This window comes from Pseudomonas sp. BN417, assembly GCF_029871205.1.
In the GTDB taxonomy this organism is placed as follows: domain Bacteria; phylum Pseudomonadota; class Gammaproteobacteria; order Pseudomonadales; family Pseudomonadaceae; genus Metapseudomonas.
Genome location: NZ_SSOJ01000144.1, coordinates 38,292 through 62,550 on the forward strand (window position 1 = coordinate 38,292; position 24,259 = coordinate 62,550).

25 protein-coding genes are annotated in these 24,259 nt (G+C 66.5%); 16 read left to right on the forward strand and 9 right to left on the reverse strand.

Annotated features, from left to right (window positions below):
- Positions 1-250: 250 nt before the first annotated feature.
- On the reverse strand, positions 251-1,435 hold the full coding sequence (gene desA / locus E8F11_RS21870; protein WP_280290972.1) for a delta-9 fatty acid desaturase DesA: 1,185 nt from the start codon (positions 1,433-1,435) through the stop codon (positions 251-253).
- A 167-nt stretch (positions 1,436-1,602) separates the two neighbouring features.
- Between desA and dibA the strand changes: the two genes are divergently transcribed.
- The 6 genes from dibA to E8F11_RS21900 all read left to right on the forward strand — a co-directional run bounded on the left by dibA (position 1,603) and on the right by E8F11_RS21900 (position 8,035).
- Complete coding sequence (gene dibA, locus E8F11_RS21875; protein WP_280290973.1) at positions 1,603-3,507, forward strand: phosphodiesterase DibA; 1,905 nt, start codon at positions 1,603-1,605, stop codon at positions 3,505-3,507.
- A gap of 201 nt (positions 3,508-3,708) precedes the next feature.
- Positions 3,709-3,891 (forward strand): sulfur starvation response protein OscA, encoded by a 183-nt coding sequence (gene oscA / locus E8F11_RS21880; RefSeq protein WP_280290974.1) that lies wholly within the window; start codon positions 3,709-3,711, stop codon positions 3,889-3,891.
- A gap of 226 nt (positions 3,892-4,117) precedes the next feature.
- Entirely contained in the window at positions 4,118-5,116 is a 999-nt protein-coding gene (locus tag E8F11_RS21885) for a sulfate ABC transporter substrate-binding protein (protein ID WP_280290975.1), read from the forward strand.
- A gap of 224 nt (positions 5,117-5,340) precedes the next feature.
- Complete coding sequence (gene cysT / locus E8F11_RS21890; RefSeq protein WP_280290976.1) at positions 5,341-6,159, forward strand: sulfate ABC transporter permease subunit CysT; 819 nt, start codon at positions 5,341-5,343, stop codon at positions 6,157-6,159.
- Between the two features lie 10 nt (positions 6,160-6,169).
- Positions 6,170-7,042 carry a sulfate ABC transporter permease subunit CysW gene (gene cysW / locus E8F11_RS21895; protein ID WP_280290977.1) on the forward strand — a complete coding sequence of 291 codons (873 nt, stop codon included), beginning with the start codon at positions 6,170-6,172 and terminating at the stop codon, positions 7,040-7,042.
- 3 nt (positions 7,043-7,045) lie between these two features.
- A complete protein-coding gene (locus E8F11_RS21900) occupies positions 7,046-8,035 on the forward strand; it encodes a sulfate ABC transporter ATP-binding protein (protein ID WP_280290978.1) in 990 nt (329 codons plus the stop codon).
- A 137-nt stretch (positions 8,036-8,172) separates the two neighbouring features.
- Here E8F11_RS21900 and E8F11_RS21905 read toward each other — a convergent pair whose 3' ends face one another.
- Positions 8,173-8,862 carry a helix-turn-helix domain-containing protein gene (locus E8F11_RS21905; RefSeq protein WP_280290979.1) on the reverse strand — a complete coding sequence of 230 codons (690 nt, stop codon included), beginning with the start codon at positions 8,860-8,862 and terminating at the stop codon, positions 8,173-8,175.
- A 111-nt stretch (positions 8,863-8,973) separates the two neighbouring features.
- Here E8F11_RS21905 and E8F11_RS21910 point away from each other — a divergent pair, with 111 nt between their 5' ends.
- Positions 8,974-9,714, forward strand: a complete 741-nt coding sequence (locus E8F11_RS21910) for a sulfite exporter TauE/SafE family protein (RefSeq protein ID WP_280291026.1) — start codon at positions 8,974-8,976, stop codon at positions 9,712-9,714.
- A gap of 40 nt (positions 9,715-9,754) precedes the next feature.
- On the opposite strand, the gene E8F11_RS21915 is transcribed toward E8F11_RS21910, so the two are convergent.
- Complete coding sequence (locus tag E8F11_RS21915) at positions 9,755-10,156, reverse strand: hypothetical protein (RefSeq protein WP_280290980.1); 402 nt, start codon at positions 10,154-10,156, stop codon at positions 9,755-9,757.
- A 126-nt stretch (positions 10,157-10,282) separates the two neighbouring features.
- Between E8F11_RS21915 and E8F11_RS21920 the strand changes: the two genes are divergently transcribed.
- Both E8F11_RS21920 and E8F11_RS21925 read left to right on the forward strand, forming a co-directional pair.
- Positions 10,283-11,071: a helix-turn-helix domain-containing protein gene (locus E8F11_RS21920; protein WP_280290981.1), complete on the forward strand. Its 789-nt coding sequence runs from the start codon at positions 10,283-10,285 to the stop codon at positions 11,069-11,071.
- A 140-nt stretch (positions 11,072-11,211) separates the two neighbouring features.
- Positions 11,212-11,949 carry a hypothetical protein gene (locus E8F11_RS21925; RefSeq protein ID WP_280290982.1) on the forward strand — a complete coding sequence of 246 codons (738 nt, stop codon included), beginning with the start codon at positions 11,212-11,214 and terminating at the stop codon, positions 11,947-11,949.
- 168 nt (positions 11,950-12,117) lie between these two features.
- Here the strand turns inward: E8F11_RS21925 and E8F11_RS21930 are convergent, their stop codons facing one another.
- Positions 12,118-12,642 (reverse strand): Mpo1-like protein, encoded by a 525-nt coding sequence (locus tag E8F11_RS21930; RefSeq protein ID WP_280290983.1) that lies wholly within the window; start codon positions 12,640-12,642, stop codon positions 12,118-12,120.
- Between the two features lie 88 nt (positions 12,643-12,730).
- Between E8F11_RS21930 and E8F11_RS21935 the strand changes: the two genes are divergently transcribed.
- Positions 12,731-13,423 (forward strand): Crp/Fnr family transcriptional regulator, encoded by a 693-nt coding sequence (locus E8F11_RS21935; protein WP_280291027.1) that lies wholly within the window; start codon positions 12,731-12,733, stop codon positions 13,421-13,423.
- Positions 13,424-13,480: 57 nt separating this feature from the next.
- On the opposite strand, the gene E8F11_RS21940 is transcribed toward E8F11_RS21935, so the two are convergent.
- Positions 13,481-14,488, reverse strand: coding sequence for an AraC family transcriptional regulator (locus tag E8F11_RS21940; RefSeq protein ID WP_280290984.1), 1,008 nt, complete (start codon positions 14,486-14,488; stop codon positions 13,481-13,483).
- A gap of 100 nt (positions 14,489-14,588) precedes the next feature.
- On the opposite strand from E8F11_RS21940, the gene E8F11_RS21945 reads away from it, so the two are divergent.
- Both E8F11_RS21945 and E8F11_RS21950 read left to right on the forward strand, forming a co-directional pair.
- The gene (locus E8F11_RS21945) at positions 14,589-15,662 is read left to right on the forward strand and encodes a fatty acid desaturase (protein WP_280290985.1); all 1,074 of its coding nucleotides are present in this window, start codon (positions 14,589-14,591) and stop codon (positions 15,660-15,662) included.
- A gap of 96 nt (positions 15,663-15,758) precedes the next feature.
- Positions 15,759-15,923 carry a rubredoxin gene (locus tag E8F11_RS21950; protein WP_280290986.1) on the forward strand — a complete coding sequence of 55 codons (165 nt, stop codon included), beginning with the start codon at positions 15,759-15,761 and terminating at the stop codon, positions 15,921-15,923.
- A 136-nt stretch (positions 15,924-16,059) separates the two neighbouring features.
- Here the strand turns inward: E8F11_RS21950 and E8F11_RS21955 are convergent, their stop codons facing one another.
- Positions 16,060-16,983, reverse strand: a complete 924-nt coding sequence (locus tag E8F11_RS21955) for an autotransporter domain-containing protein (RefSeq protein ID WP_280290987.1) — start codon at positions 16,981-16,983, stop codon at positions 16,060-16,062.
- Between the two features lie 143 nt (positions 16,984-17,126).
- Between E8F11_RS21955 and E8F11_RS21960 the strand changes: the two genes are divergently transcribed.
- Both E8F11_RS21960 and E8F11_RS21965 read left to right on the forward strand, forming a co-directional pair.
- The gene (locus E8F11_RS21960) at positions 17,127-18,041 is read left to right on the forward strand and encodes a DMT family transporter (protein ID WP_280290988.1); all 915 of its coding nucleotides are present in this window, start codon (positions 17,127-17,129) and stop codon (positions 18,039-18,041) included.
- A 60-nt stretch (positions 18,042-18,101) separates the two neighbouring features.
- Positions 18,102-19,022: a LysR family transcriptional regulator gene (locus tag E8F11_RS21965; protein WP_280290989.1), complete on the forward strand. Its 921-nt coding sequence runs from the start codon at positions 18,102-18,104 to the stop codon at positions 19,020-19,022.
- Here the strand turns inward: E8F11_RS21965 and E8F11_RS21970 are convergent.
- A complete protein-coding gene (locus E8F11_RS21970) occupies positions 19,011-19,586 on the reverse strand; it encodes a TetR/AcrR family transcriptional regulator (protein ID WP_280290990.1) in 576 nt (191 codons plus the stop codon). The genes E8F11_RS21965 and E8F11_RS21970 overlap by 12 nt on opposite strands.
- 89 nt (positions 19,587-19,675) lie before the next feature.
- Here E8F11_RS21970 and E8F11_RS21975 point away from each other — a divergent pair, with 89 nt between their 5' ends.
- Both E8F11_RS21975 and E8F11_RS21980 read left to right on the forward strand, forming a co-directional pair.
- Positions 19,676-20,416 (forward strand): SDR family oxidoreductase, encoded by a 741-nt coding sequence (locus tag E8F11_RS21975; protein WP_280290991.1) that lies wholly within the window; start codon positions 19,676-19,678, stop codon positions 20,414-20,416.
- Positions 20,417-20,476: 60 nt separating this feature from the next.
- A complete protein-coding gene (locus tag E8F11_RS21980) occupies positions 20,477-21,067 on the forward strand; it encodes a 2-hydroxychromene-2-carboxylate isomerase (RefSeq protein WP_280290992.1) in 591 nt (196 codons plus the stop codon).
- Between the two features lie 117 nt (positions 21,068-21,184).
- Here E8F11_RS21980 and gabT read toward each other — a convergent pair whose 3' ends face one another.
- Positions 21,185-22,462, reverse strand: coding sequence for a 4-aminobutyrate--2-oxoglutarate transaminase (gabT, locus tag E8F11_RS21985; protein WP_280290993.1), 1,278 nt, complete (start codon positions 22,460-22,462; stop codon positions 21,185-21,187).
- A 169-nt stretch (positions 22,463-22,631) separates the two neighbouring features.
- A complete protein-coding gene (gene gabD, locus E8F11_RS21990) occupies positions 22,632-24,083 on the reverse strand; it encodes an NADP-dependent succinate-semialdehyde dehydrogenase (protein WP_280290994.1) in 1,452 nt (483 codons plus the stop codon).
- Positions 24,084-24,259 lie beyond the last annotated feature (176 nt).

The following is a 24,259-nucleotide window of genomic DNA, read 5'->3' on the forward strand; positions in this document are numbered from 1 at the left end:
CTTCTGCACAGGTTCAGGCACTGACCAGGCGTCAGGATTACCGCGTCCTGTCCGGCGCGAGTCACCCCTCTCCTCTTCAGGGAGAGGGGCCGGGGGAGAGGGATGTGTCAGGCAGGTGCGCAGGTCTGAAAGGTCCGTGCTAGACGCTTCTATTCGGTGCTGCAACAGCTAACGCAGACATAGCCAATGAATTCGCCCCCACAAAAAAGGCCGGCATCTCTGCCGGCCTTTTTTCAAGGTGCCTCCCGAGTCAGGCGGTTGCCGGACGCAAGGAGTAGGTCTTCAGCTGTTCGGCGAAGTCGCGCAGGGACTGGATGCCGCTGGACTCGGCTTCCTGCACCCAATCCTTGATGGCGGCTAGCATGTCGTGACCGTTGGCGCTGGTCTTGACCCAGATCTGCTGCAGTGCCAGACGTTTCTCGTAGATCACCTTGAGCGCCTGGCTCTGTTCCAGCATGGCGGCGATGCGCGCCTGGTGGCGCTCGTCGAGCAGGCTGGTCTCACGGGAGAGCAGGCGCTTCGCGCGGCGGAACAGGTGGCGTACCGACTCGTCGGCCTTGGCCAGCTCCTGCTTCACCAGCGGGCCGATCACCAGCTTGCGGTACTGGGCCATGATCTGGAAACGGTTGTTGAGGATAGCCATGGCGGTGTCCATGTCCAGGCTGCCCTTGCCTTCCACGCGGTGGGCGATGGGCGCCACGCGCTGCACCTTGGCCAGGCCCAGCAGGCTGAACAGCTTGATCCAGGCCCACCCCATGTCGAACTCCCACTTGCGCACCGAAAGCTTGGCGGAGTTGGGATAGGTGTGGTGGTTGTTGTGCAACTCCTCGCCGCCGATCAGGATGCCCCAGGGCACCAGGTTGGTGGCAGCGTCGCGGCATTCGAAGTTGCGATAGCCGATGGCATGGCCCAGGCCATTGACGACACCGGCGGCCCAGAGCGGGATCCAGATCATCTGCACGGCCCAGACGGTGAGACCGGCGGCGCCGAAAAGCGCCAGGTCGATCAGCGCCATCAGGGTCACGCCGCCAATGGGGAAGCGCGAGTAGACATTGCGTTCCATCCAGTCATCCGGGCAGTTCTTGCCGTAGATGCGCAGGGTTTCCTCGTTCTTCGCCTCTTCCTGGTAGAGCTCGGCACCCTTGCGCAGGACGGTCCAGAGGCCCTTGACCACCGGGCTGTGGGGATCGTCGACGGTTTCGCACTTGGCGTGGTGCTTGCGGTGGATGGCGGTCCACTCGCGGGTGTTCATGGCGGTGGTCATCCACAGCCAGAAGCGGAAGAAATGCTTGAGCGCCGGATGCAGCTCCAGCGAGCGGTGAGCCGAATAACGGTGAAGATAGACGGTGACGCTGACGATGGTGACATGGGTCAGCACCAGGGTGACCGCCACCAGTTGCCGCGGCGACAGGTCGAGAAGTCCGTTGTACCACATGGATGGTGTTGCCTCGGGTGAAGTGAACGGGGCTTTAGAGACAAGCCTGGCTCGGATTATCACAAAGCCTCAGGAGAAAACCATCCTGTCTTTTAGATAGAAAACCCGCCAAAGCGCGTTGATTTATACTACGCGCCCCGCCTTTCCCCCAGCCAGGACGGCAAACCATGCGTCAGAAGTTCAGCGCCATGAAGCTGGTGCTGCCCTATTTCATCCTCGCCAGTCTCTGGGTGACGTTCAGCGACCGCCTGCTCGTGAAGCTGGTGGGCGACGCCGAGCTGCTGGCCGAGTTGCAGACCGCCAAGGGCCTGCTCTTCGTCGCGATCACCAGCCTGCTGCTCTACGCCCTCCTGTGCCTGCACCTGCGCCACCTGAAGCAGTACCTGGACGCCCGCCGCGCCCACGAAAGCAGCCTGCGCCAGGCCGCCGCGGTATTCGACGCCACTCAGGAAGGCGTGCTGGTCACCGACGCGCGGAGCGACATCGTCCACGTCAACCGCGCCTTCGCCCGCATCACCGGCTTCGAGGAGGCCGAGGTGCTGGGCCGGAACCCGCGCATCTTCAGCTCCGGCCGCCACGCCCCGGCCTTCTACCAGTCCATGTGGCACGCACTGGAGAGCCGCCGGGAATGGAGTGGCGAGGTGTGGAACCGGCGCAAGAATGGCGAGATCTATCCGCTCTGGCAGAACATCCGCGCCATCCAGGACGAGGCGGGCCAACTGACCCACTATGTCGCGGTGTTCTCCGATATCAGCGCGATCAAGCGCTCCCAGCACGAGCTGGACTTCCTCGCCCACCACGACCCGCTGACCAACCTGCCCAACCGCCTGCTCTTCACCGAACGCGTCGAGCATGTGCTGGAGCGCGCGCGCCGCGAGAAGCTGGGCGGCGCCTTGCTGCTGCTGGACCTGGACCACTTCCAGCACATCAACGAAAGCCTCGGCCACTCCCAGGGCGACCTGCTGCTGAAGAGGGTCGGCACGCGCCTGCAAGGGCTGGTGCAAGGCGGCATGAGCCTTGCGCGCCTGGGCGGCGACGAGTTCGGCCTGCTCTGGGAGAACTGCCCCCAGGCCGAGCAGATAGCGGACCTGGCCGAACGCATCCGCGTGGAGCTGGCCAAGCCCTTCCGCCTGGAGGGACACGACCTGTTCATCAGCGCGAGCCTAGGCATCGCCCTGTTCCCCGCGGACGCCGAGAGTGTCGAGCAGGTGCTGCGCAATGCCGACTCGGCGCTGTCCAAGGCCAAGAACAGCGGCCGCGACGTCTACGCCTTCTATAGCCAGGAACTGACCGAGCAGGCGCGCCAGCGCGTCCAGCTGGTCAGCGCCCTGCGCCGGGCCCAGGAGCAGGGCCAGCTACGCGTGCACTACCAGCCCATCCACCGCCTGGCCGACGGCCAGCTGATCGGCTTCGAAGCCCTGGTGCGCTGGGAGCACCCCGAGCGCGGCCTGGTGCCGCCGGGCGAGTTCCTGCCGGTCGCCGAGGAAAGCGGGCTGATCGGCAATATCGACGCCTGGGTCCTGGAACAGGCTTGTCGGCAAATGCGGCGCTGGCTGGAGGAGGATCGCGGCCTGGCCTTCGTGGCGGTCAACCTGTCCTGCCGGCTGTTCCGCCGCGCCGAGCTGTACGACGAAGTGGCCGGCGTCCTGGCCGCCACCGGACTGGCGCCCAGGTACCTGGAGCTGGAGATCACCGAAAGCGCGGTGATGGAGGACCCGGACACCGCCGAGGCGCTGCTCGGCCGCCTGCGGGAGCTGGGCGTACGCCTGGCCATCGACGACTTCGGCACTGGCTACTCGTCGCTGCAGCGCCTCAAGCGCCTGCCGGTGCACAAGTTGAAGATCGACCAGAGCTTCATCCGTGGCCTGCCGGCCGACCAGAACGACATCGCCATCGCCCGCGCCGTCACCGCCCTGGGCCGCAGCCTCGGCCTCAGCGTGCTGGCCGAAGGCATCGAGACGGAGGCCCAGGCCGGCTTCCTTCGTGAGCTGGGCTGCGACTATGGCCAAGGCTACCTGTTCAGCCGTCCACTGCCAGCAGCAGAAGTGGAACAGCGCTGGTCGCTGGCCTGAAACCCGGTGGAAGCCAGGGCCGACAGGACGCTGGACGCTCCCTGCGGCGCGCTGCCTGCCTTCCTTCAACATTGATTTTGGTTATATAAACATTCTCAAATAGTATTTTTAAGAATATTGTCACCCTGCTTAAGATGCGCTCCATGCCACGCGGAAACCCTTCCCGTCCATTGCCGCGGGCCCTCATCAAGGAGCACGACCATGAGCGCAACCCTCCGTAGCCTGGAAGGCCAGGACGAAGCCAGCATCCTGCGTGAGATCCAGAGCGCCCTGCACGGCCTGCGATTCGGCTCGGTGGAGATCACCGTGCACAACGGCCAGGTGGTGCAGATCGAGCGCAAGGAGAAATTCCGCCTGCAGCCGCCGAGCAACCGCAACAGCTGATTCACTGATTTCCGTTCAAGCCTCGCGAGCTAGAGGCAGGCAAGGCGAAAAGGGACGAGGGAGCGGAGTTTACGACTGTAAATGAGCATCCCGAGGCGCTTTTCAACGCAGCCTGACCGACGCGCAGCAGGCTTAAGGCCCGACCGGACAGCCGGAGGGCGTATCGACGAACACAAAACTACAGCCCTAGCCAACACCAAAAAATTCAGATTCCAGGAGCTTGATGATGTCGATTCGCCGTTTCGCCCTCGCCGCCCTTGCCAGCGCCCTGATCGCCGGCCCGGCCGCCGCCGCCACCGAACTGCTCAACGTGTCCTACGACCCGACTCGTGAGCTCTACCAGGAATACAACGCCGCCTTCGCCAAGCACTGGAAGGCCGAGGGTGGCGACGACGTGAAGATCCAGCAGTCCCACGGCGGCTCCGGCAAGCAGGCCCGCGCCGTGATCGACGGCCTGAAGGCCGATGTGGTGACCCTGGCGCTGGCCGGCGACATCGACGAGCTGCAGAAGCTCGGCAAGCTGATCCCGGCCGACTGGCAGGCGCGCCTGCCGCAGAACAGCACCCCCTACACCTCGACCATCGTGTTCCTGGTACGCAAGGGCAACCCCAAGGGCATCAAGGACTGGGGCGACCTGACCAAGGACGGCGTTGAAGTCATCACCCCGAACCCGAAAACCTCCGGCGGCGCCCGCTGGAACTTCCTGGCCGCCTGGGCCTGGGCCAAGAAGCAGTACGGCAGCGACGCCAAGGCCCAGGAATACGTGAAGGAGCTGTACAAGCACGTACCGGTGCTGGATACCGGCGCCCGCGGCTCGACCATCACCTTCGTCAACAACCAGATCGGCGACGTGCTGCTGGCCTGGGAGAACGAGGCCTTCCTGGCCCTGAAGGAACAGGGCGGCGAGAACTTCGAGATCATCGCGCCGAGCCTGTCGATCCTGGCCGAGCCGCCGGTCTCGGTGGTGGACAAGAACGTCGACAAGAAGGGCACCCGCAAGGTCGCCGAAGCCTACCTGCAGTACCTTTACAGCGAGGAAGGCCAGCGTATCGCGGCGAAGAACTTCTACCGTCCGCGTAACGAGAAGGTCGCGTCCGAGTTCGCCAAGCAGTTCCCGAAACTCGACCTGGTGACCGTGGACAAGGACTTCAACGGCTGGAAGGAAGCGCAACCCAAGTTCTTCAACGACGGCGGCATCTTCGACCAGATCTACCAGGCGCAATAAGCGCCCCATGCCGGCGGGCTTTTGATGGGTATCGCAAGCTCCACCCATCCTACGGCTTCCGGCGCTCCTCGTAGGATGGGTGGAGCGGAGCGATACCCATCGAGGCGCTCCAGGGAGGGAGCGAAACCAGGCCTGATCCACGGATCGGGCCTGTTTGCTGGAAGCGGCCCGACGGGGCCGGTTCCGGAGAAACCAAGCGTTCCAACGCAGAGTAAGGACAGAACATGTCGCGACGCATCTCACCGGTCATACCCGGCTTCGGGCTGACCCTGGGATACACCCTGGTGTATCTCAGCCTGCTGGTCCTGATTCCCCTCGGTGCCCTGTTCCTCAAGACCACCGAACTGACCTGGGACCAGTTCTGGACCATCATCAGCGCCCCCCGCGTACTCGCCGCCCTCAAGCTCAGTTTCGGCACCGCCCTGGCCGCCGCCGTGCTCAACGGCATCATCGGCACATTGCTGGCCTGGGTGCTGGTGCGCTACGACTTCTTCGGCCGCAAGGTGATCGACGCCATGGTCGACCTGCCCTTCGCACTGCCGACGGCGGTCGCAGGCATCGCCCTCACCGCGCTCTACGCGCCGGCCGGCCTGGTGGGCCAGTTCGCCACCGACCTCGGCTTCAAGATCGCCTACACCCCACTCGGCATCACCCTGGCGCTGACTTTCGTCACCCTGCCCTTCGTGGTACGCACGGTGCAGCCGGTGCTGGCCGACATCCCCCGCGAGGTGGAGGAAGCCGCCGCCTGCCTCGGCGCCAAGCCGGGCCAGGTGTTCCGCCATGTGCTGCTGCCGGCCCTGCTGCCGGCCTGGCTGACCGGCTTCGCCCTGGCCTTCGCCCGGGGCGTGGGCGAGTACGGCTCGGTGATCTTCATCGCCGGCAACATGCCGATGAAGACCGAGATCCTGCCGCTGCTGATCATGGTCAAGCTGGACCAGTACGACTACACCGGCGCCACCGCCATCGGCGTGCTGATGCTGGTGGTGGCCTTCGTCCTGCTGCTGCTGATCAACCTGCTGCAACGTCGCATCGAGACCCCTTGAGGAGAACGCCATGAGTTCCGCAACGCTGACAACAGCGTCCTCCGCCAATGCCGCCCGCCGCGGTAGCGCCTGGGGCCGCCGCCTGTTGATCGCCGGCGCCTGGCTGGCCTTCGCCCTGTTCCTCCTGCTGCCGCTGCTGGTGGTGCTGAGCGAGGCACTGAAGCAGGGCCTGGGCACCTTCTTCAGCGCCATCTTCGAACCGGACGCGCTCTCCGCACTGAAGCTGACCCTGATCGCCGTGTTCATCTCGGTACCGCTCAACCTGGTGTTCGGCGTCGCCGCCGCCTGGTGCGTGAGCAAGTACGAGTTCCGTGGCAAGAGCCTGCTGGTGACCATGATCGACCTGCCGTTCTCGGTCTCGCCGGTGATCGCCGGCCTGGTCTACGTGCTGCTGTTCGGCGCCCAGGGCTATTTCGGCACCTGGCTGCAGGACCGCGACATCCAGATCGTCTTCGCCGTTCCCGGCATCGTCCTGGCGACCATCTTCGTCACCTTCCCCTTCGTCGCCCGCGAGCTGATCCCGCTGATGCAGGAACAGGGCACCCAGGAAGAAGAGGCCGCGCGCCTGCTCGGCGCCAACGGCTGGCAGATGTTCTGGCACGTGACCCTGCCGAACATCAAATGGGGCCTGATCTACGGCGTGGTGCTCTGCACGGCGCGGGCGATGGGCGAGTTCGGTGCGGTGTCGGTGGTGTCCGGGCACATCCGCGGCGTCACCAACACCCTGCCGCTGCACGTCGAGATCCTCTACAACGAGTACAACCACGTCGCCGCCTTCAGCGTCGCCAGCCTGCTGCTGATCCTGGCGCTGTGCATCCTGCTGCTCAAGCAGTGGAGCGAGTCGCGTCTTTCCCGCCTGAAATCCAATGCTGATGAGGAATGAGTCATGAGCATCGAAATCCGTAACGTCAGCAAGAATTTCAACGCCTTCAAGGCGCTCAACGCGATCAACCTGGATATCCACAGCGGCGAACTGGTCGCCCTGCTTGGCCCCTCCGGCTGCGGCAAGACCACCCTGCTGCGGATCATCGCCGGCCTCGAGACTCCGGACGTGGGCAGCATCGTGTTCCACGGCGAAGACGTCTCCCAGCACGACGTGCGCGATCGCAACGTCGGCTTCGTGTTCCAGCACTACGCCCTGTTCCGCCACATGACGGTGTTCGACAACGTCGCCTTCGGCCTGCGCATGAAGCCCAAGCGCGAGCGCCCGGCCGAGAAGCAGATCGCCGAGAAGGTCCACGAGCTGTTGAACATGGTGCAACTGGACTGGCTCGCCGACCGCTACCCGGAACAGCTTTCCGGCGGCCAGCGCCAGCGCATCGCCCTGGCCCGCGCCCTGGCGGTGGAGCCGAAGATCCTGCTGCTCGACGAACCCTTCGGCGCCCTCGACGCCAAGGTGCGCAAGGAGCTGCGGCGCTGGCTGGCGCGCCTGCACGAGGAGATCAACCTGACCTCGGTATTCGTCACCCACGACCAGGAAGAAGCCATGGAAGTGGCCGACCGCATCGTGGTGATGAACAAGGGTGTGATCGAGCAGATCGGCGCGCCGGGCGAGGTCTACGAGAACCCGGCGAGCGATTTCGTCTACCACTTCCTCGGCGACTCCAACCGCCTGCACCTGGGCGACGACCAGCACCTGCTGTTCCGTCCCCACGAGGTCTCGCTGTCGCGCCAGGAAGTGGCCGAGCACCGTGCCGCCGAAGTCCGCGACATTCGCCCCCTGGGCGCGATCACCCGGGTGACCCTCAAGGTGGACGGCCAGGACGAGCTGATCGAGGCCGAAGTGGTCAAGGACCACGACAGCCTGGTGGGACTGGTGCGTGGCGAAACCCTGTACTTCAAACCCAAGGCCTGGCAGCAGGCGGCGGGGTTCTGATGATTCGACCTTGGCACCGTAGATTGGGCTGAGCTCAGCGAAGCCCAACATGGGCGGCAACGCCGCCCCCTACGAACCGATGCCCTGCTGGCTCCCCTTCTGGCCGCTCGTTGGGCTTCGCTTCGCTCAACCCCAACCTACAAGGCGATCTCCCCTATCGCCTTGCGCCCCGCCGGCGACACATGTAGCGCCCGCGACTCTTTCGAGCGGCGCAACCAGCCCGCCTGCTCGCAGAGCTCCAGCACCGCCGCCCCCAGCGCGCCACCCAGGTGCGGCTTGCGCTCGCTCCAGTCGGGGCAGGCACAGACCAGCTGGCGCCGCCGGCGCCGCAGGTTGGCGACATCGATGCCCAGCGCCGCCAGGCCGCGAGCGCCGGCCTCGGTGATGGCCAAGTCGTTGCCCTGGGGCGCCAGCCAGCCGGCATCGGCCATGCGCGCATAGACCCCGACTGCCAGCTCGCCAGCCATATGGTCGTAGCAGGTGCGCGCCTCGCGCAGGGCCAGCGGCGTGCCACGGGACACTGGCACCGGCCGCAACTTGCGCGGCTGGGCGGCCAGTGCAGCGCTGGCCAGGGCTTCCACGGCCTGGCCGATCTCGGGCCCGGCCAGTCGGTAGTAGCGGTTGCGGCCGCGGGTTTCCAGCGCCAGCAGGCCGCCCTCCACCAGCTTGGCCAGGTGCGCGCTGGTGGACGAAGGCGATAGCCCCGCCAGCAGCGCCAGCTCCCCGGCCGGCCGCGCACTGCCATCCATCAGCGCCCAGATCATCGACATGCGCCCGGCATCGGCGAGCAACGCAGCCATTGAACTGATACCCGGTGTGTATTCCATACTTCACCCCATCGCGAAACATGTCGGTCGTCCGGCGGAGATACTGGCCACGAATCCACCGGCGCGCCAGTGCGCGCAACCGACACAAGGAGTGAAACCGTGGCCGAACAACTGATTGCCTACCTGCCCCTGATCGCCGCCACCTTCCTGCTCGCCGGCACGGTGAAGGGCGTGGTCGGCCTCGGCCTGCCGACCATTTCCGTCGGCCTGCTGGGCCTGGTGATGCCGCCGATGCAGGCGGCCGCCCTGCTGATAGTGCCGTCCATGGTCACCAACATCTGGCAGCTGGCCGCCGGCAGCAGCCCGCTGGCCATGTTGCGCCGGCTCGGGCCGATGCTGGCGGGCATCTGCGCCGGCACCTGGGCCATGACCTGGCTGGTGAATGCCGCCGAGCTGCCCGAAGCCACGTCCATCCTCGGCATCGCCCTCGTGGCCTACGCCCTGCTCGGGCTGGCTTCGGTGCGTTTCAGCGTGGCCCCGGCCAACGAAGGCTGGCTCGGCCCGGTGATAGGCGCGGTTACGGGCGCCCTGACGGCGCTGACCGGGGTCTTCGTGATCCCCGCGGTGCCCTACCTGCAGGCCATCGGCCTGGAGAAGGATGAACTGGTGCAGGCCCTGGGCCTGTCCTTCAGCGCCTCCACCCTTGCCCTGGCGGTCAGCCTCGGGCACAGCGGCGAACTGTTGCAACCCGCAGTGCTCGGCGCCTCCATGCTCGCCCTGCTGCCAGCACTGCTGGGCATGGCCGGGGGCACCTGGCTGCGCAAGCGCATCAGCGCCGAACGCTTCCGCCGCTGGTTCTTCATCGGCCTGCTGCTGCTCGGCAGCGACCTGGCCTTGCGCGGCCTGTTCTGAAGCGACAGCGCCGGCCGCAGCGACCGGCGCCACCAGCCACTCATGCGGCCTCGACCTGGGACCGACGCAAGCCGAAGAACTCCAGTTCGGCGAGCAGGGCCACCGCCACCGCCTGGCCGATCACGAAGACCTTGCCCAGCAGGGTCGGCTCCACCCAGCCGCTGACCAGCAGCGACAGGCTGTCGATCACCCAGACCGCATTGATCGCCAGCACCCCCCAGATCCAGCCGCGGCGTACGCTCTCGCGGTTGGCCAGCCAGCCCAGCGCCAGGGCGAAGGGCAGCAGCCCGATGCCGGCGCCCACCAGCAGTGCGCGGGGCAGGCCCAGCAGTTCTTCCAGGGGGCCGGCGGCCAGCGCCAGCAACAGGCCCATGGTGCCGCTGGCCAGGGCATCGGCTTGCAGGGCACGGCGCAGCAACGGGGACATGGTGAGATGGGTCATGGCGAATCCTCCTGTCGGATGGGGCGCCGACGTGGCGCTTGGCGACAGGTTTGTGCGAAATCCACGCAGCGTCGATTACCTGCCAGGTAATGGCCGACATTCCCTCCCTGAACTATCGTCGGTGCCATGAATACCCATCCCCACCCCGTCGGCGCCCTGTTGCGCCAATGGCGCCAGCGGCGCCGCCTGAGCCAGCTCGACCTGGCTTGTGATGCGGAGATTTCCACGCGCCACCTGAGCTTCGTCGAGACCGGCCGCGCCCACCCCAGCCGCGAGATGCTGCTGCACTTGGCCGAGCAGCTGGAAATCCCCCTGCGCGAACGCAACCGCCTGCTGACAGCGGCCGGCTATGCGCCGCTGTTCTCCCAACGCGACCTGGCCGACCCGGCGCTGGACGCCGCGCGCCAGGCCATCGAACAGCTGCTCAAGGCCCATGAACCGAACCCGGCCCTGGCGGTGGACCGCCAGTGGAACCTGCTGGCCGCCAATGCCGCGGTGGCGCCCTTCCTGATCGGCGTCGCCGAGGAGTTGCTGGCACCGCCCTTGAACGTGCTGCGCCTCAGCCTGCACCCCCGGGGGCTGGCGCCACGCATCCTCAACCTCGGGCAATGGCGCGCGCACCTGCTCTCGAGGCTGCGGCGCGACGTCGACCTCTCGGCGGACGAGGGCCTGCAGGCGTTGCTGGAGGAACTGCGCACGTACCCGGCGCCGGAGGACGAGGGCGAGCTGCCCGGCGAGGCGGTACTGGTGCCACTGCAACTTGCCACCGACTTCGGCGTGCTCAGCCTGATCAGCACCACCACCGTCTTCGGTACGCCGGTGGACGTAACCCTGGCCGAACTGGCCCTGGAAACCTTCTTCCCTGCCGACGCCTCCAGCGCCGAGGTGCTGCGCAAACTCGTGTCCGGCGCCTGAAAAATTCGCCCCGCCCCCAGCAAATCACTCTTTCGGGTTATAGCCTGGCGGCCCCGGCTCAGTAGGCTGTTCCAGCACCCTCGACGGCGCGTTGACGCCAATATCGACTCCTCACAAGAACAACAAAAGGAGCACCCGACATGGTTCGCAAGATCCTGTTTTTCCAGCTATTGAGCCTGCTGATCAGCCTGGCGGCCAGTTTCGCCCCTGTGGCCGCCGACGAACTCCCGCCCCTGGAACTGGTGCAGGTGCATGCCTGCCGCGCCGCCAGCAGCCTGCTGCTGTTCCGTGGCGAAGGTTTCCAGGAAACCCATTCGGCGCGCCTGGCAGCGGACCTCAACGCGCTGAACGCGGCGTTCGGGCGCGTCGCAGAGCCCGGCGAGGCCCTGGCCAAGGCTCGCGAGATCCTTGTTACCCAGCTCGAGCGCGGTGTTTCCTTCGGCCACAAGGAAGAAGACGTGCCCTGGCGCTACCCCCAGGAACTCGCCAAGGCCCTGCGCGACTTCCTCATCGCCGCCCACACCCAGACCGGCGCCGAGGATCTGCCGGCCAAGGTCGAGTACCTCAACGTGCAGTACCTGAGCCGCTCCTACATCGGCACCTTCGAAATCGCCCGGGAGAATAGCGACACCTACATTGGCCAGGATGAGCGCGGCCTGCTGCCGGACATCGACCAGCAACTGGCGCCGCTGGACGACAAGGCAGACCCGGCGGTGGCCAAGCTGAAGACCCGCTGGAGCTTCCTGAAGTCGGCACTGAGCGACCTGAACAGCCAGAGCAACGCCCTGGTCAGCGCTTCCGGCCGGCCCTACGCGCCAATGGTGGTGGACCGCCATGCGCGGTCGATGAGCGGGCAGCTGTTGGCGCAGGGCAAGTAACGGGGGAGATCGAGCGGCGGACAGCTCCCTCACCCCCGTCCCCTCTCCCAAGGGGAGAGGGGTGACTCGCGCCTGACACCAAGCGCAAACTTTCCAATCCCGCTCGGACTGCCCCCTCTCCCTCTGGGAGAGGGTTGGGGTGAGGGAGGCCAAGCACCGCTCGATACTTCAAACCGCCGCCTTCTTCTCCCGAATGCACGTCGGCCCCGCGCGCTCTTCCACCGCGCGCTCCACCTCCTTGCGCAGCCCCAGCATGAACGCCAGTTCGGCCACCACGAAGAGCGGCCCGATGATCAGCCCGGTCAGGTCATCGACGAAGGCCGGCTTGCGGCCCTCGTAGTAGTGGCCGACGAACTGGATCACCCAGCCCACCAGGAACATGCTTAGGCCCACGCCGAGCCAGGTGGCGGTGCCCTGCACGGCCAGGACAGCCCCCACCCAGAGGCTGAGCCAGAGCAGCACCGCCATCACCAGGCCGAAGCGCAGGTCGAGGCGGAAGTAGTAGAGCGCCGAAACCAGCGATACCAGGGCCGCCGGCGACAGCCAGAGACCGAAGGACTCGACGCCCGGACGCGACAGCAGCACGGCGACCGCGACCACGATCAGCGGGATGCCGACGAAGTGGGTGGCGATGTTGCGTCGGTCACGATGGTACTCGGCGTACTGGCCAAGTTGATCGACGAGGGTTCTCATGGTCGTGGTCCTCAGGTCAGGGGGGAATTGTGGCGATAATGGCGCCATGCCCCGGCCCACCTCTGTCAGATAGCCGACAAAGCCCATGATCGAATTGAAGCACCACCGCGACCTCCTGCTCACCGGCGAATGGTTCAGCCAGCTGCCCGCCGCCCTGCGGGACGAACTTCTGGCCATGGCCCAGCTGCGCCGGCTGGCACCCGGGCAACGGCTTTTCCGTCGCGGCGACCCGCCCTGCGGGCTCTATGCGGTGCTGGAAGGCGCGGTGCGCGTCGGCAGCATCAGCGAAAGCGGCAAGGAGCTGCTGCTGGTGCTGGTGGAGCCGCCCCACTGGTTCGGCGAGATCTCGCTCTTCGACGGCCAGCCGCGCACCCATGACGCCTTCGCCGAAGGCCCGGTGACCCTGCTCAACCTGCCCCAGGCACCGCTGCTGGCGCTGCTGGAAAGGCAGCCGCAGCACTGGCGCGACTTCGCCCTGCTGATGAGCCAGAAGCTGCGCCTGGCCTTCATCGCCCTGGAGGAGATGAGCCTGCTGCCGGCGCCCCAGCGCCTGGCGCGGCGGCTCCTGATGATCACCGAGGGCTATGGTGGCCTGGCCGGCCGGCGGCGGGTGATCCAGCTGGCCCAGGAGCAGTTGGCGATGATGCTGGCGATATCGCGGCAGACCACCAACCAGATCCTCAAGGACCTCGAAGCCCAGGGCGCGCTGCGCCTGGCCTACGGGGAAATCGAGATCCTCGATCTCGAACTGCTGCAGCGCGCCGCCGGAGGCAAACCGTAGGGTGCGCCGCGCGCACCTGGATTCCACACAGGACTCTCGGTGCGCACACGGCGCACCCTACCGGGGAAGGCTTTCCCGATACTGGCTCGGGCTCTGCCCGGTCCAGCGCTTGAAGGCGCGGCTGAAGCTGCTGGTGTCGGCGAAGCCGAGCAAGTAGGCGATTTCGCTGATGGAGCAGCGCGGGTCGCGCATATGCACCAGGGCCAATGCCTGGCGGGTGTCGCCGAGCAATTGCTCATAGCTGCAGCCTTCGTCCGCCAGGTGCCGTTGCAGGCTGCGCAGACTGAGGTGCAGCGATTGGGCGATGCGCTCGGCGGAAGGCTCGCCATTGGGCAACTGGGCTTCCAGGCAGGCGCGCACCCGACGCGCCCAGGTGGGCTGCTGGAGCTGTTCCAGGGTGCGCTTGAGCACCGTCTCGTTGTGCTCGGCCAGCTCCGGGTTGGCGTCCTCCAGCGGCCGCTCGAAATCCTCGACGGCGAATTCCAGGAGATTCTCCTCAGCGCCAAAGCTGAGCGGCGCACGGAACACCTGGTGCCAGGGCTGCGGATCAACCGGTGGCGGGCGGCGCAAGTACACGGCGAGCGGCGCGTAATCGCGCCCCAGGCGGTTGCGGCAGGTGCGCACGTAGATCGCGGCGAAGGCATCCAGCGCCTCGGGCGCGGGCTCTGGGCCGTCGCTGGGCACGCGCAGGCGGAACTGGTAGCGGTCGCCCTGACGGCTCAGTTCCAGCTCCAGCGCATCGCTGACCACCTGGTGGTAACGCACGATGCGCTCGAAGACTTCCCGCAGGCTGGCGCTGGCCACCAGCGCATAGCCCAGGGCGTGGAAGGTGGTGGGGCTGACGTAGGTGGAGATCTTCAGGCCCAGGGCCGGGTCGCCGCTGGCTTCCACCGCCAGCTGCCAGAGGCGGGTGGTGGCGGACAGCGGGTAGCGCGCGTTAGGGTCGTCCATCAGCGCCGGGTCCAACTGGGCCTGGCGGCACAGGTCGGCGCTGTCGAGGCCGAGCGCATCCAGCTGCTTGCGCAGGGCACGGGTCCAGCTGGCGAGGGTGGTGGGTTCGCTCATGCAGGTTGGCGTTTCCGGTCAACAGGTTGGCGTGCTCGGTCGGGCGCGGCCACCGCACAGGGCGGCAAAGTAGGACCATCGTCGACAAGAGGATGGAAGCATGTCCCGTACGCCCGCAAGTCCCCAGAGCCTGAATGACCAACAACGATCAGCGCATATTCGTGAAGTGGTGATGGCCCATGGCAACGCGCTGCGCCAGCGCTACCCCCCGCTCCGCCACCAGGACGCCCTGGGCGCCGGCATCCTCGCCTTCGCCCTGGCCGGGATGGTGGGCTCCGCCCTGCTTTACCTGAACGAGCAGATCGCCTGGTGGGCCTGCCTGCTGCTCAACGGCTTCTTCGCCTCGCTGACCCACGAGCTGGAGCACGACCTGATCCACAGCATGTACTTCCGCAAGCGCCGGGTGCCGCACAACCTGATGATGGCGCTGGTCTGGCTGGCGCGGCCGAGCACCATCAACCCCTGGATCCGCCGCCACCTGCACCTCAACCACCACAAGGTGTCGGGCTCGGAGGCCGATATGGAAGAGCGCGCCATCACCAATGGCGAACCCTGGGGTCTGGCGCGCCTCCTGATGGTGGGCGACAACGTGATGTCGTCGCTGATCCGCATGGGCCGCGCCAAGAACTGGGCGCAGAAGCGCAGCATCCTGGCGCGCACCCTGAAGGTCTATGCGCCCCTGGCGCTGCTGAACTGGGGCACCTGGTACGTCTTTCTCGGCTTCCACGCCATCGACTTCCTGGGCGGAGCCCTGGGCGCCCCCATCGCCTGGTCGGCCAGCACTCTGGAGGCGATGGAGTTCGTCGATATCGCGGTGGTGGTGCTGGTGGGTCCCAACGTGCTGCGCACTTTCTGCCTGCACTTCGTCAGCTCCAACATGCACTACTACGGCGACGTCGAGCCGGGCAACGTGATCCAGCAGACTCAGGTGCTCAACCCCTGGTGGCTGTGGCCGCTGCAGGCCTTCTGCTTCAACTTCGGCAGCACCCACGCCATCCACCATTTCGTGGTCAAGGAGCCCTTCTACATCCGCCAGCTCACCGCCCCGGTGGCGCACCGGGTGATGCACGAGATGGGCGTGCGCTTCAACGACTTCGGCACCTTCGCCCGCGCCAACCGCTGGCATCCGAAGGAGCAGGAAACCGCGCAACGCACCCAACCCACCCTTGGTTAGGGCTCGGACGGCGCACGGCCGCCCCTATGATCGCGACAACGCGCGCCCCCGGGCGCGCGCCTTCCCCGAGCAAAGCTGCAAGCAAGAGGTAGCGGCATGAAAACCTGGATCTGTGTGGTCTGTGGCCTGATCTACGACGAAACCAAGGGCTGGCCCGACGAAGGCATACCGGCCGGCACCCGTTGGGCCGATGTGCCGGACGACTGGATCTGCCCGGACTGCGGGGTCGGCAAGAACGACTTCGATATGCAGGAGATCTGAGGCTGCCCCTGGCACCTCGCCTTCCTGTGGGAACGCCATTCCGTAGGTTGGGCTGAGCTAAGCGAAGCCCAACGATCCGTGCCGCAGCCTGTTGGGCTTCGCTCCGCTCTGCGCCAACCTACATTCGTCTTCCCCTTCAGAACCTCAAGCTCATCCGCGCCGTCAGGCCATTGTCCCGCGCATCCTCGGCATAGGCGCCGTTGTAGAAGAGCCCGGCGTAGACCTGCTCGGTGAGCTGGTAGTCCAGGCCCATGTCCAGGCGGATGGCGTCCTCGGTCAGCGGCACGGCGGCACCGCTCTCGTCCTCCAGCCGGCTGTCGCTGAACGCATGACGCCAACCTGAGCTGAGGCGCGCGGTCAGGCGCCGCCCCGAGTCCAGCTCGATACGCGTGGTGCCGCGCAGGCCGAAGGTGCTGTAGCCGATCTCGTCGCGCTGGCTGCCGATGGCGCCGGCCGCATCGCTGTCCAGCCGCACGTAGGCCAGCTCGCCGAAACCCTCGACGCTGAAGTCGCGGAAATCCAGGGAATAGCTGAGCTCGCCGAACACCTGGCCGCTGTCGGCATCGGCGGCACGGCCGTCGGCGTCATGGCCGCTCCAGGCCGCGCCCAGCTTCACACCTATCTGGTTGTAGATCTTGGTGCCGGCGTAGGCGCCCAGGTGCAGGCTGTCGATATCCGCGTCCGCGCCCTGCACCTCCACCGCAGTCGCCGAGTATCCCGCCAGCGCGCCCGCCAGCCAGTTGCCCAGTTTGCGTTCACTGCCCAGCAGCAGCCCGCCGACATCCCGTTCCCGGCGCGGCGCCCGGTGATCGGCGTCCACCGAGCCGTGGCTGCCAAAGGCGCGAAGCCAGGCGGGCGTCTGGCCTTCCTCCAGGGGCGGCTCACGGAAGGAGAAGCGCAGCTGCTGGATACGCTCGGACGCGGCGTCGCGGAGGAAGTGGCTGTCTTCCAGCAACGTGGCGCGGCTGGCGGCGGCGAGGGAGTCGCCCAGGGCCGGGGTGGCCGCCAGCAGGCCGCAGAGGCTGGCCAGCGCGAGACGCAGCGAAAGGTCGGGGACCATGGGGAAACCTCGCAACAGGGATGTGGATAACTCTAGTCCGAAGCCGGGTAATCCAATTTCCCGAATGCACGCCGGGTTTATTGATTTGCCGGGATTGCGCCGCGCTGGCGCAATGGCCGCCTGCATACAGAAGGAGCTGCACCATGCACCAGACCCGATCCCCGGCATTCTCGCCCACCTTCACGGCCCACGCCTCGATGTTGTTCTGGGCCCTGCTGGTGGCGCTGTCCTTCTTCGCCGCCGCCGAGGTCAACCCAGGCCTGGACGCGCTGCCGCTGACCGCCGTGCGCCTGCTGCTCTCGGGCAGCCTGTTCCTGCCCTTCCTGCTGCTGCGCCGGCCCCAGCGCCTGGGCGGTCGGGCGCTGATTGCCCATGCCTTGCTGGGCGGCCTGCTGGCCCTCTACTTTGGCAGCCTGTTCGAGGCGCTGAAGCACACCAAGGCACTGGATACTGCGCTGCTCTACGTGAGCGTGCCGCTGCTGACCCTGGGGGGCGAGCGCCTGCTGCTGGGCAAGCCGGTGCTGCAACGCCTGTGGCCGACGCTGGTCGCCGCCCTCGGCGCCCTCGCCCTGCTCGGCCTCGACAACGCCAACTTCGATGCCTACGCCTACGGCCTCTACGGCATCGGCTGCCTGGCCATGGCGCTCTACGGCCCACTCAGCCAGCGTCTCAAGCCCTGGCTCGGCGAAGCGCGTGGCGCCGCTTCCCTCGCCTGCGGCAACCTCCTGGCCGGTGGCCTGCTGCTGGTCCTCGCCTGCACCCTGGGGCAACGCTGGGAAGGCCTGCAGGGCATCGCCGCGCGCGACTTCGGCTGGCTGCTCTACCTGGCACTGACCGCCACCCTGGCCACCTTCTGGCTGCTGCACCGGGCCATCCACTGGCTGCCGCCGGCGACTGTGATCGCCTACAGCTACCTCAGCGGCCTGTTCGCGCTGCTGCTGCAGAGCTTTTGGCTGCACCGCGCGCCGGCGCCGCTGGCCTGGGTCGGCGCCATGCTGATCATCCTCGGCATCGCCTGGCTGGCACGCCTGAGCCCGGCGCGCGCGGTCGCCGCCTGAGTGCTTGCCATGCCGCCCGGCTCGGGTTCTGATGGCGCTCCCGCCCAGTGGAACCCTGCCATGCTGCTCGCCAACGGACTGCGCAAGATCGATATCCAGGACCTCTTGGTCTTTCTCGAAATCTGCGAGCGCCAGCACCTGGGCGAAGTGGCGGAGGCGCTGAACCTCAGTGCCTCCAGTGTCAGCTACAGCCTGAAGAAACTGCGCGGCAGCTTCGCCGACGAGTTGTTCATCGCCACCCGCAGCGGCATGCAGCCCACCCGCAAGGCGCTGGCCATGCGGCCCAACGCCAGGACCATGGTGGAGCTGATGAACGCCTGCTTCAGCGAGGCCAGCAGCTTCGACCCCAGCAACGCGCCACGTACGTTCCGCCTCTGCGCGCCGGAGTATTTCGAGCTGCTGATCCTGCCGCCGCTGCTGCGCCGGCTGAGCGCGGCGGGTTATCCGATCAGCCTGGAGGTGCAGCGCCTGGGCCGGGAGATTCCTGCCGAGGCACTGCTACACGGCGACCTCGACCTGGCGCTGGGCTTCGGCCCGCACCAGCACCGCGCCCATCCCGGGCTGGTCAGCCTGGCGCTGCTCAAGGACGACCTGCTGTGCGTGCGTGCCGCCGGCAGTGCGGCGGTGGAGGACCTGGATGCCTTCTGCGCGCGGCGCCAGGTGTTCCCCACGCCCTGGGATTCGGAACGCAACATGATCGACGGCTGGCTGCAGCAACAGGGTCGCTCCCGGCAGATCGCCGCGCGCACCAACAACTACCTGGCGGCCCTGCAGCTGATTCCCGCCAGCGAGCTGTTGCTGGTGCTGCCGGCGCGGGTGTACGACCTGCTGGGCAATGCGCACACCGCCACCAGCCCCTTGCCCAACCTGCCGAGCTTCTCCGTGGACATGCTCTGGGCGCAGCCCTTCGACCAGGACCCGGCGAACATCTGGCTACGCGAGCAGATCCTCAGCGTCTGCGCCGAGCAGTCACTTCTCTGACAGGCGCTGGTCCAGTACCTGCGACAAAAACCCCCGGCTGGCGTCCAGTACCTCGGCTTGGGTTTCTTCGCGGGCGAGCATGCGCGCCACCACCAGGGCGCCCACGCACTGCGACAGCAGCGCCCAGGCCAGTTCAGCGTCGTCCAGGATCTCTGCCCAGGCCCGATGCAGTTGCAGCATCCAGTGTTCGGCTTCCTCGCGCACCGAGAGATCGGCACGTGCGATTTCCGCGCCGAGCGCCGGGATGGCGCAGCCCGTGTCGGGGTTCTGCAGGTGGGCCATGCTGAGGTAACGCGCCAGGCAGCGTTCCAGCTTTTCGCGGCTGAAGCCGTCGCCTCGGGCGACATGGCCGATCAGGCTCTGCGACAGCTCGCGCTGGACGATGGCGGTGAAGAGGTCGTTCTTCGACGGGAAGTGGCTGTAGAAAGCGCCGCCGGTGAGGCCGATGGCCTTCATCAGACCGTCGACCCCGGTGCTGGAAAAGCCGCCGCGCTTGGCGATGGCGCCGCTGCTTTCCAGCAGCTTCTGCCGGGTTTCTTCCTTGTGAGTGGCTGAGTAACGCACGACGACCTCCGCGAGAACTGGCTTGACGCGTTGGCGAGCTTAGCATAACGTCCGTTCAACTAACGACCGTTTAGTAAAGGGTGAACAACATGGCAAGCGAAGCGAAGAACAATAAAGTCGTGCTGGTTGTGGGTGCCGGCGACGCCACGGGCGGCGCCATCGCCCGGCGATTCGCCCGCGAGGGTTATGTGGCCTGCGTGACCCGGCGTCACGCCGATAAGCTGCAACCCCTGGTGGACTCCATCCGTGCCGAGGGCTTCGAGGCCCATGGGTTCGCCTCGGATGCGCGCAAGGAGGACGATGTGGCCGAGTTGGTGGAAACCATCGAACGGGATATCGGCCCCATCGAGGCCTTCGTCTTCAACATCGGCGCCAACGTGCCCTGCAGCATCCTCGAAGAGACGGCGCGCAAGTACTTCAAGATCTGGGAGATGGCCTGCTTCTCCGGCTTTCTCACCAGCCAGGCGGTGGCCAGGCGCATGGTCACCCGCGAGCGCGGAACCATTCTCTTCACCGGTGCCACCGCCGGCCTGCGTGGCGCCGCCGGCTTCGCCGCCTTCGCCGGGGCCAAGCACGGCATCCGCGCCCTGGCGCAGAGCATGGCGCGCGAGCTGGGCCCGCGGAACATCCACGTCGCCCACGTGGTGGTGGATGGCGCCATCGACACCGACTTCATCCGCGAAAGCTTCCCGGAGCGCTATGCGCTGAAGGACCAGGACGGCATCCTCGCCCCCGAACACATCGCCGAGAATTACTGGTACCTGCACAGCCAGCCGCGCGACGCCTGGACCTTCGAGCTGGACCTCCGTCCCTGGATGGAACGCTGGTAATCGTGCCCCGGCCGGCCGCGCGACGCCGCAAAACCTCGTTGACAGAGAAGAGCAAAAGACATGACCAAGACCGTCGAATTTTTCTTCGATTTCGGCAGCCCCAGCACCTACCTGGCCTGGACCCAGTTGCCCGCCCTCTGCGCCAAGGCTGGCGCACAGTTGCAGTACCGCCCCATGCTGCTGGGCGGCGTGTTCCAGGCCACTGGCAACGCCTCGCCCATCGAGATTCCCGCCAAGGGCCGCTACACCATGATCGACTTCCAGCGATTCGCCCGGCGCTATGGCGTCCCGCTCGAGTTCAATCCCTACTTCCCGATCAACACCTTGCTGCTGATGCGTGGCGCCATCGGCATCCAGATGCGCCAACCGGAACGCTTCGAGACCTACCTGGCGGCCGTGTTCAAGGCGTTCTGGCAGGACAAGCGCAACCTCGGCGACCCGGCCGTGCTGGCCGCCACCCTGGATGCCGCCGGCTTCGACCCACAGGCGACGCTCGCCCTGACGAGCGACCAGGAGGTGAAGGACGCCCTCAAGGCGGCCACGGCGGAAGCGGTGAAGCGCGGAGCGTTTGGCGCCCCCACCTTCTTCGTCGGCAACGAGATGTTCTTCGGCCAGGACCGGCTGGATTTCGTGGCGGAGGCGCTGGCCTAGGTCACCGCGGCCAGCTTCGGTGGGAGAGGGGAGATATCGGCACGGCCCGGCTTTCGCTGCTTTCCTCCAGGCAAAAAAAGACCCGCCGAAGCGGGTCTTTTTTCAGTTCCTGACGGATCAGGCCAGTTCGTCGAAGCACTCGGCGACAATGGCGATGCCCTTGTCCAGTTGTGCGTCGGGAATGGTGACCGGCATCAGGAAGCGGATGACGTTGTAGTAGGTACCGCAGGAGAGCAGGATCAGGCCCTTCTCGCGTGCCTTGGCAACGATCTTGCCAACCAGCTCGGCAGCCGGCTTGCTTTCGTCACCGCCTTCGAACAGCTCGATGGCGACCATCGAACCCAGGCCACGGACGTCGCCGATGACCTTGTGCTTGGCCTGGATTTCACGCAGGCCGGCCTTCAGGCGCTCGCCTACGGCCTGGCTGCGCTCCAGCAGTTTCTCTTCGTCGAACACCTTCAGCACGGCCAGGGCCGCGGCGCAGGCGATCGGGCTGCCGGCATAGGTGCCGCCCAGGCCGCCGGGAGCGATGCTGTCCATGACTTCGGCCTTGCCGACCACGCCGGAGATCGGGAAACCGCCGCCAACGGACTTGGCGAAGGTGGTCAGGTCAGGCACCGCGCCCAGTTGCTCGGTGGCGAAGAAGGTGCCAGTACGGCCAGCGCCGGTCTGTACTTCGTCGGCGATCAGCAGGATGCCGTGCTGGTCGCACAGGGCGCGCAGACGCTGCATGAAAGCCTTCGAGTTGACGTAGAAGCCACCTTCGCCCTGAACCGGCTCGATGATGATGGCGGCGATGTCCTGGGGCTGGGCATCGTTCTTGAAGATGCGCTCGATGCTGGCGATGGACTCGTCTTCGCTGATGCCGTGCAGTTCGCACGGAGCCAGGGCGCGGAACACGCCACCGGGCATCAGGCCCATGCCGGCGGAGTACGGAACCACCTTGCCGGTCAGGGACAGGGTCATCATGGTGCGGCCGTGGTAGGCGCCGGTGAAGGCGATCACGCCGGCGCGGCCGGTGGCGGCACGGGCGATCTTCACAGCGTTCTCGACGGCTTCGGAGCCGGAGGTCACCAGCAGGGTCTTCTTGGCGAAGTCACCCGGTACGCGCTTGGCGATCTCTTCGCAGAGTTCGATGTAAGGCTCGTACGCCAGCACCTGGAAGCAGGTGTGGGTCAGCTTGGTCAGCTGCTCCTGGACGGCCTCGATCACTTTCGGGTGCAGGTGGCCGGTGTTCAGTACGGCGATGCCGCCGGCGAAGTCGATGTACTCGCGGCCGTCGACGTCCCACACGGTGGCGTTCTCGGCGCGCTCGGCGACGATCGGGTGGATCTGGCTGACACCGCGGGCAACGGCAGCGGCACGGCGTTTCAGCAGGGATTCGTTTTTGCTCATAAGTTCCTCACGGCCGCTCATCGGGCGGCGCAGCTTCAAGGATGAATGCCCCCGGTAGGGGCCAGCGCAGCATTCGATGATCGACTGCGCGGGCTTGCCGGAGGCTCGTTTGCGTTAAGGGTGGAACTGGGGCGCCGCGCGCTCTTTCGCGCCTTGCCCCGTCTTTGGATCAGATACCGCCGAGGCAGAGATACTTGATCTCCAGGTAGTCCTCGATACCGTATTTGGAACCTTCGCGGCCCAGGCCCGAGGCCTTCACGCCGCCGAAGGGCGCCACTTCGTTGGAGATCAGGCCGGTGTTGATGCCCACCATGCCGTACTCCAGGGCCTCGGCCACGCGGAACACGCGGCCCAGGTCACGGGCGTAGAAATAGGAAGCCAGGCCGAACTCGGTGTCGTTGGCCATTGCGATCACGTCGGCCTCGTCCTTGAAGCGGAACAGCGGGGCCAGCGGACCGAAGGTCTCTTCCTTGGCCACGGCGGCGTTCTTCGGCACGTCGACCAGGATGGTCGGCTCGAAGAAGGTGCCACCCAGGGCGTGCGGCTTGCCACCGGCGAGCAGCTTGGCGCCCTTGGAAACCGCGTCGGCGATGTGCTCCTGGACCTTGGCCACGGCCTTCTCGTCGATCAGCGGGCCGGTGGTGATACCGTCTTCCAGGCCGTTGCCGATGTTTAGTTTGGCCACGGCGGCCTTCAGCTTCTCGGCGAAGGCCTCATAGATGCCGTCCTGCACGTACAGGCGGTTGGCGCAGACGCAGGTCTGGCCGTTGTTGCGGTACTTGGAGATCAGCGCGCCTTCGACGGCGGCGTCCAGGTCGGCGTCATCGAAGACGATGAAGGGTGCGTTGCCGCCCAGCTCCAGGGACACCTTCTTGATGTCCTTGGCGCATTCGGCCATCAGCTGGCGACCGATCTCGGTCGAACCGGTGAAGGACAGCTTGCGCACGACCGGGTTGCTGGTCAGCTCGCCGCCGACTTCGCCGGCGCTGCCGGTGACCACGCTGAGCACGCCTTTCGGGATGCCGGCGCGCTCGGCCAGCTCGACCAGGGCCAGGGCGGAGTACGGGGTCTGGGAAGCGGGCTTGATCACCATGGTGCAGCCGGCGGCCAGGGCCGGGCCGGCCTTGCGGGTGATCATCGCGGCGGGGAAGTTCCACGGGGTGATGGCGGCGGTCACGCCGATCGGCTGCTTGATCACGATCAGGCGCTTGTCGGGCTGGTGGCCGGGGATCACGTCACCGTAAACGCGCTTGGCTTCTTCGGCGAACCACTCGATGAAGGAGGCAGCGTAGGCGATCTCGCCCTTGGCTTCGGCCAGCGGCTTGCCCTGCTCGATGGTCATCAGGCGGCCCAGATCGTCCTGGTTTTCCATCAGCAGTTCGAACCAGCGACGCATCTTGTTGGCGCGTTCCTTGGCGGTCAGCGCACGCCAGGCCGGCAGAGCACGCTCGGCAGCCTCGATGGCGCGGCGGGTCTCGGCGGTGCCCATCTTCGGCACGGTGCCGATGATTTCGCCAGTGGCCGGGTTGTTGACCTTGATGGTCTGGCCACTGTCGGCGTCCAGCCAGGTGCCGTCGATGTAGGCTTGCTGGCGGAACAGCTTGGCGTCTTTCAATTGCATCTCGGTCTCCTTCACACCGGCACTACAGGGGCGCCGGGGCAGGTTGTGGTTCTTCGGTCGATGGTGATCGGCCGGGACGGAGTCGATTGGAACGGCCCAGCTCATGGAGGGGCAAGGGGGCGTTTGAAATCTCAAACGAATCCTAGGGCGCGGGGAAGTGAAGGGCAATAGGCCGT

Bases quoted from the DNA above. Each gene is read 5' to 3' on its own strand.
- E8F11_RS21975 (WP_280290991.1), top strand. From the start codon at position 19,676: ATGGCAAGCGAAGCGAAGAACAATAAAGTCGTGCTGGTTGTGGGTGCC.
- gabT (WP_280290993.1), bottom strand. From the start codon at position 22,462: ATGAGCAAAAACGAATCCCTGCTGAAACGCCGTGCCGCTGCCGTTGCC.
- E8F11_RS21950 (WP_280290986.1), top strand. From the start codon at position 15,759: ATGAAAACCTGGATCTGTGTGGTCTGTGGCCTGATCTACGACGAAACC.
- E8F11_RS21885 (WP_280290975.1), top strand. From the start codon at position 4,118: ATGTCGATTCGCCGTTTCGCCCTCGCCGCCCTTGCCAGCGCCCTGATC.
- E8F11_RS21930 (WP_280290983.1), bottom strand. From the start codon at position 12,642: ATGAGAACCCTCGTCGATCAACTTGGCCAGTACGCCGAGTACCATCGT.
- oscA (WP_280290974.1), top strand. From the start codon at position 3,709: ATGAGCGCAACCCTCCGTAGCCTGGAAGGCCAGGACGAAGCCAGCATC.
- gabD (WP_280290994.1), bottom strand. From the start codon at position 24,083: ATGCAATTGAAAGACGCCAAGCTGTTCCGCCAGCAAGCCTACATCGAC.
- desA (WP_280290972.1), bottom strand. From the start codon at position 1,435: ATGTGGTACAACGGACTTCTCGACCTGTCGCCGCGGCAACTGGTGGCG.
- E8F11_RS21980 (WP_280290992.1), top strand. From the start codon at position 20,477: ATGACCAAGACCGTCGAATTTTTCTTCGATTTCGGCAGCCCCAGCACC.
- E8F11_RS21920 (WP_280290981.1), top strand. From the start codon at position 10,283: ATGAATACCCATCCCCACCCCGTCGGCGCCCTGTTGCGCCAATGGCGC.
- E8F11_RS21940 (WP_280290984.1), bottom strand. From the start codon at position 14,488: ATGAGCGAACCCACCACCCTCGCCAGCTGGACCCGTGCCCTGCGCAAG.
- cysW (WP_280290977.1), top strand. From the start codon at position 6,170: ATGAGTTCCGCAACGCTGACAACAGCGTCCTCCGCCAATGCCGCCCGC.
- E8F11_RS21960 (WP_280290988.1), top strand. From the start codon at position 17,127: ATGCACCAGACCCGATCCCCGGCATTCTCGCCCACCTTCACGGCCCAC.
- E8F11_RS21925 (WP_280290982.1), top strand. From the start codon at position 11,212: ATGGTTCGCAAGATCCTGTTTTTCCAGCTATTGAGCCTGCTGATCAGC.
- E8F11_RS21900 (WP_280290978.1), top strand. From the start codon at position 7,046: ATGAGCATCGAAATCCGTAACGTCAGCAAGAATTTCAACGCCTTCAAG.
- E8F11_RS21965 (WP_280290989.1), top strand. From the start codon at position 18,102: ATGCTGCTCGCCAACGGACTGCGCAAGATCGATATCCAGGACCTCTTG.
- E8F11_RS21915 (WP_280290980.1), bottom strand. From the start codon at position 10,156: ATGACCCATCTCACCATGTCCCCGTTGCTGCGCCGTGCCCTGCAAGCC.
- E8F11_RS21955 (WP_280290987.1), bottom strand. From the start codon at position 16,983: ATGGTCCCCGACCTTTCGCTGCGTCTCGCGCTGGCCAGCCTCTGCGGC.
- E8F11_RS21945 (WP_280290985.1), top strand. From the start codon at position 14,589: ATGTCCCGTACGCCCGCAAGTCCCCAGAGCCTGAATGACCAACAACGA.
- cysT (WP_280290976.1), top strand. From the start codon at position 5,341: ATGTCGCGACGCATCTCACCGGTCATACCCGGCTTCGGGCTGACCCTG.
- E8F11_RS21905 (WP_280290979.1), bottom strand. From the start codon at position 8,862: ATGGAATACACACCGGGTATCAGTTCAATGGCTGCGTTGCTCGCCGAT.
- dibA (WP_280290973.1), top strand. From the start codon at position 1,603: ATGCGTCAGAAGTTCAGCGCCATGAAGCTGGTGCTGCCCTATTTCATC.